The sequence below is a fragment of the Nocardioides sp. genome, from assembly GCF_036401255.1.
GTDB lineage: Bacteria > Actinomycetota > Actinomycetes > Propionibacteriales > Nocardioidaceae > Nocardioides.
Genome location: NZ_DASWVI010000102.1, coordinates 1 through 4,851, shown reverse-complemented (window position 1 = coordinate 4,851; position 4,851 = coordinate 1). Strand labels below are relative to the sequence as shown.

The 4,851-nt window shown below is 72.0% G+C and carries 5 protein-coding genes; 4 read left to right on the top strand and 1 reads right to left on the bottom strand.

All coding sequences use genetic code 11. The annotated features are described in order from the left end of the window. Positions 1 to 115, bottom strand: a 115-nt coding sequence (locus tag VGD85_RS23125) for a type II secretion system protein (protein ID WP_349257081.1), incomplete at its 3' end; no start/stop codon positions are given. A gap of 249 nt (positions 116 to 364) precedes the next feature. Between VGD85_RS23125 and VGD85_RS04815 the strand changes: the two genes are divergently transcribed. Genes VGD85_RS04815 through VGD85_RS04800 form a run of 4 tightly spaced genes read left to right on the top strand, consistent with a single transcriptional unit; the run spans position 365 to position 4,665 of the window. Then, positions 365 to 835 (top strand): GspH/FimT family pseudopilin, encoded by a 471-nt coding sequence (locus VGD85_RS04815; protein ID WP_331062307.1) that lies wholly within the window; start codon positions 365 to 367, stop codon positions 833 to 835. Beyond that, complete coding sequence (locus tag VGD85_RS04810; RefSeq protein WP_331062306.1) at positions 819 to 2,576, top strand: prepilin-type N-terminal cleavage/methylation domain-containing protein; 1,758 nt, start codon at positions 819 to 821, stop codon at positions 2,574 to 2,576. Before VGD85_RS04815 ends, VGD85_RS04810 begins: the two co-directional genes overlap by 17 nt. Before the next feature lie 8 nt (positions 2,577 to 2,584). After that, positions 2,585 to 3,229 carry a PulJ/GspJ family protein gene (locus VGD85_RS04805; RefSeq protein ID WP_331062305.1) on the top strand — a complete coding sequence of 215 codons (645 nt, stop codon included), beginning with the start codon at positions 2,585 to 2,587 and terminating at the stop codon, positions 3,227 to 3,229. A 2-nt stretch (positions 3,230 to 3,231) separates the two neighbouring features. After that, a complete protein-coding gene (locus VGD85_RS04800; protein ID WP_331062304.1) occupies positions 3,232 to 4,665 on the top strand; it encodes a pilus assembly PilX N-terminal domain-containing protein in 1,434 nt (477 codons plus the stop codon). Positions 4,666 to 4,851: the final 186 nt, after the last annotated feature.

Sequence of the window (4,851 nt, the reverse complement as noted above, 5' to 3'; positions counted from 1 at the left end):
GCTGGTTGAGGAAGATCGGGATGGCGATCGCGGCCAGGATGCCGATGATCACGATGACGACGAGGAGCTCGATCAGGGTGAAGCCCTGGTCCTTCTCCTTCAGGGACTTCTGCATCCGAGCAAGCATGGTTGTTCTCCTGTGGGGGGACGGGTCGTGCTGGGGTCTGGCGAGATCCCGACCGGCAGGCCGGCGGGCCGCTTGTCACCCACTGTTTCGGTGCCGACGGCGGCCGCCTTGAGGGAATCCTGAGGAAAATTCGGCAAGGCCCGCTTCGGCTCAAGTCGCGACCCCGCGCTGCCGATGACTTGTTGTCAGGGACGTCCTCGCGGGGCGTCCGCTCATCCGGGCTCGGAGGATCCCCCCGTGTCGCAACCTGAGCGGGACAGCGGGTTCACGCTGATCGAGGTGCTGGTCGTCGTGGCGCTCCTGGGTGCCCTGATGGCGATCTCGGTCGGCGGCTACGACCGCTGGTCGCGGGCCAGCGAGCAGTCCGGCACGGCCCGCGAGCTGCAGACCCTGCTGCGCTCCACCCACCAGCGCGCGATCACCGAGGGCACCGCGATGTGCGTGCTCTTCGACACGACCGCCGACGAGTACGCCATGCACCGCGGCACCTGCGCCACGCCGGGCACCCAGGTCGAGGGCCCGTTCCGGACCGACGGCGCCCAGGTGCACCTGGCCTCCCCGACCTTCGCCGGCTCCGGCGGCCCCGGCGTCACCTTCTACTCCCGTGGGACCGCGACCAGCGGGACCGTCCAGGTGACCCGCACCGGCTCCTCGAAGGTCTACACCGTCCACGTCGAACAGCTGACCGGCCGTGTCTCCGTCAGCTGACCGCCGCCGCGACGAGGGGTTCACCCTCGTCGAGATCATCGTCGCGCTCGGCGTGATCATGACCGTGATGGCCGCCGTGCTGCCCCAGCTGCTCGTCGGCATCCGGTCCGGCGAGACGTCCCGGCTGGTCACCCAGACCAAGGGCGTGGCCCAGGGCCAGCTCGAGCGGATGCGGAACCTGCCCTACCACGTCAGTCCCGAGGCCGGGGACTACCGCGACGTCCTCGACTACTACTTCCGCAACCTCGCCACCCCGGGCCCGATCACCTGCACCGACGCCGACGGGCTCGCCCTGCCGACGACCGCGTGGACCGGCTACGTCCCGGCCGACGGCGCCCGCTGCTCCTACGAGCCGCAGTCGGGGGAGATGTACCGCTACGTCGTCCCGCACCCCGCCACCGGCACCGACCCGCTGGCCGGCTTCCAGGTCGTCGTCGACACCCAGTTCCTCTCGGCGCCCAAGGCGGACGGCAGCTCCCAGGTGCTCGCGCCGCCCTCGGGCTACAACACCCAGAGCGCCGGGCACGACAGCCCGGTCTCCTCCCAGATCGGCGTCACCGTCACCGTCCTCTACGACCGCCGAGGCATCACCCGACCGGTGACGACGTACACCCAGATCGCCGACCAGCCCGCCTCCGCCAAGCGCATCGACCTCGCGGCGACGGCCACGGCCGTCGACATCGGCTCCATCACGGCGGCCAACGGCGCCGAGTCCCTGCAGGCCGGGTTGCTCGACCTGGCCGGGTCGCTGACGTTCGCGAGCACCGCGACCGCCAGCCTGACGGCCGCCTCCGCCGGGCTGGCCACCGGCGAGCAGGGTGCCGGGGCCTCGACGACCGTCGCCGCCCCCTCCGCCGTGGGGATCGTGCCCGCGCCGGCGGGTGGGATCGACGGCACCTGCGGGCTCGCGTGCTGGGGCGCCAGCCAGCTCGACCTCGGCCCGGTGAGCGCCACCGACGGGCTCCCGAACGTCGGCTCCGCGGCCAACCCGATGCAGGCCCGCCTCACCGACCTGACCAACCTCGGCCTCTCCTTCGAGAGCGGCGCCGCCAGTGAGTACCGGCCCGGCCTGGACCTGAGCGGCCCCCTGGCACGCCTCGACGCGGCCGCCACCGCCACGGCCAGCGGCGTCACCGCCACCTGCGCCCCGTCGGGCACAGGCGCACCGGCGTTCGTCCGCGCGTCCGGCTTCCTGCACACGACGCCGATGAGCGATGCCACCCCGACGGCCGAGGCCTGCGCGGCGAGCTCGGCGAGCACGATCTCGCTGTTCCCGACCTCGTTCGCCCCCGACGGCGTGCTCCAGGTCGAGCTGGTCCGGGCCACGGCGCGGTGCGTGGTCAGCGGCGCCGACCACGTGGCGCAGACACCCACGTTCGACTACCGGGCCGTCGTACGCCGCCACGTCCCGCCCGCGACCCCCGACGACACCGACGGGTACGTCGACGTCCTCGCCATCACCCCGGCGCTGAGCGCCGACGACCTCGCGGCGATCGACCCCGCGACGCTCGACGTCGGCGGCGGCCACACGCTGGGCGACTACGTCGCCTCGTGGTCGGCGCTGGTGCCCGGCACCATCGAGCCGACCGCCGCGAACGGTCGGTCCGCGGTCTCGCTGTCCGGCGTCCTCAAGATCACCAGCCAGCCGGTGCGGCTGCTGCCCGACGACACCGTCGACCCGGCGTCGGCCGTCTCGGTCACCCTCGGCCAGGTCGGCTGCACGGCCCTGGACGCGCGATGAGGCGCGCGATGAGGTGGCTGCGCCGCCCGCGGGCCGACAGCGGGATGACGCTCATCGAGGTGCTGGTCAGCATGGGCCTGTTCGCCCTGGTCGGCTCGCTGCTCCTCGGCCTGGCGCTCTCGACCGACGCCGTCACCGCGAGCACCCGCGACCGGGCCGGTGTCACCGAGGAGACCCGGACCGCGATGGAGCGGCTCAGCCGCGAGCTGCGGCAGTCGTCGGGCATCGACGCGGTCACGCTCCCGGGCAGCTCCATGGCGCTCACGTTCTGGACCGACTTCGACGGCGACGGGGTGCGGGACACCACGGCCGCCGACCCCGAGGTGCTCACCTACTGCTGGTCGGCGGCCTCCGAGCAGCTGACGCTCGCCGCGACCAGCGACTGCACCGCGGCGCACCCGGTCCTCGCCGCGACCGTCGAGTCGGTGACGCTCGACCTGGACAGCAGCGAGTGGGCCTACGACGCGAACGGCGACGGCACCACCACGTGGCTGGAGCTGGACCAGAAGGGGCCCCCGGTCGGCAACAACAACGGCCTCCCGGACACCGTCGAGCTCGAGCACATCGACCTGGTCGGCGTGACCATCACGGTCCGCGACGGCAGCGGCGAGCAGACCTACCACACCCAGATCGACCTGCGGAACAGGAGCTGACGGTGGCGCGCACCCCCACGACGACGGCTCGACCCCGGGCCAGGCGCCGAGACGAACGCGGCTCGGCGATGATCCTGACGATGATGGCGCTGGTGCTGATCACCGGGCTCGCCACGACCGTGGCCGTCCTCACCATCGACAACCTGCGCTCCTCCTGGCGCGCCCAGCAGGCCGGCTCGGCGGTCAACGCCGCGGACGCCGGCGTCGCCCAGGCGATGACCTACCTGCGCAGCGCCGGGGTGCGGCCGCTGCGCTGCTCCCCGAACTGCGCCGACAACGCCTGGGGCAACGAGAACGCGCCGACGACGGTCGCGCTGCCCGGCGGCGTCGGGGAGTCGTTCCGGGTCTGGATCGAGGCGGTGTCGCCGTACCCCGCCAACGACCCCGGCCTGTACCGGATCCACTCGACCGGTGACGCGGCCCGCTCCGCCTCGCGCACCGTGCTGGTGGACGTCGGCGTCACGACGACCGACATCCCGCGCGGCATCTTCGCCCACACGATCACCGGCGGCGGCTCGGCCAGCGTGACCCGGCAGAGCGTCTTCTCCACCGGGTGCGTCTGGGAGCGCGACAAGATCGCGATGGTGCCGGGTCAGATCGACGTCGCCTACGGCATCCCGATCGGGGTGCACACCTCCGACTACATCACCACCGCCCACGGGTCCGGCCAGCACTGCTCGGAGACCCAGCGCGGGCTGATCCACGCCACCGGCAGCGGCAACAACGTCACGCGGGACCCGTGCAGCACGGCGTACCCCTACGACCAGGACCGGATGGGCGACAGCCTCATCGGCACGCCGTGCGAGTCCACCCAGACCACCTACCCGAAGTACTACGGCCCGCAGAACCTCGACGCCACCTCGGACACCGACGTCAACGGGTCGTTCGTCAAGGACGACGCCACCTTGACCAAGCTGTTCAAGCTCAAGGACCCGGCCCTGAGTCCCGCCCAGCTCGACCAGCTGCGCAGCGTCGCCCGCTCCCAGGGCAACTACTGGACGACGTCGACGGGGTGGACCACGCCGGACGAGGACAACGCCGTGATGTTCTTCGACCTGACCAAGGGCGACCTCGGCGGCACCGTCGACCTCAACAAGATCAACGACACCGCCTTCGGCCGGGCGGCCGGTCTGAGCGACACCGACCCGCTGTGCACGTCCCGCTCGCTGCTGATCGTCGTCGACGGCGGCAACGTCAAGATCAACTCCAACCAGCGGATGTTCGCCTCGCTCTTCCTCACCTCGAGCGCCCCCTACGGCCAGGTGGTGAAGGCCAACGGCACCGCAGACTTCATCGGCACGATCTACGCCGACAAGGTCAACCTGGTCGGCAACTTCGACGCCTCCATGGACACCTGCTTCCTCGCCAACATCAGCCCGGCCCTGCTCGACTTCCGGGGCGGCTCCTACCGCGAGGACGACCGCGGCCTGAACTGACCTGCTCAAGAGTGGGGTCCACCCGGCCGATGACCCAGGTGACCCCCCAACCGTCCCGTGCTCGGAGGACCTCGTGACCGACTCGCCGCCCAACGGCTTCGGGCTGCCGCTGGCCGCTCGGCGCGCGAGCGCTCCCGCACCCGCCCCCGCGCCGGCTGCTCCCGCACCGGCCGCTCCCGCACCGGC

Coding starts and splice junctions, on each gene's coding strand:
- VGD85_RS04805 (WP_331062305.1), top strand. CDS start 2,585: ATGAGGTGGCTGCGCCGCCCGCGGGCCGACAGCGGGATGACGCTCATC.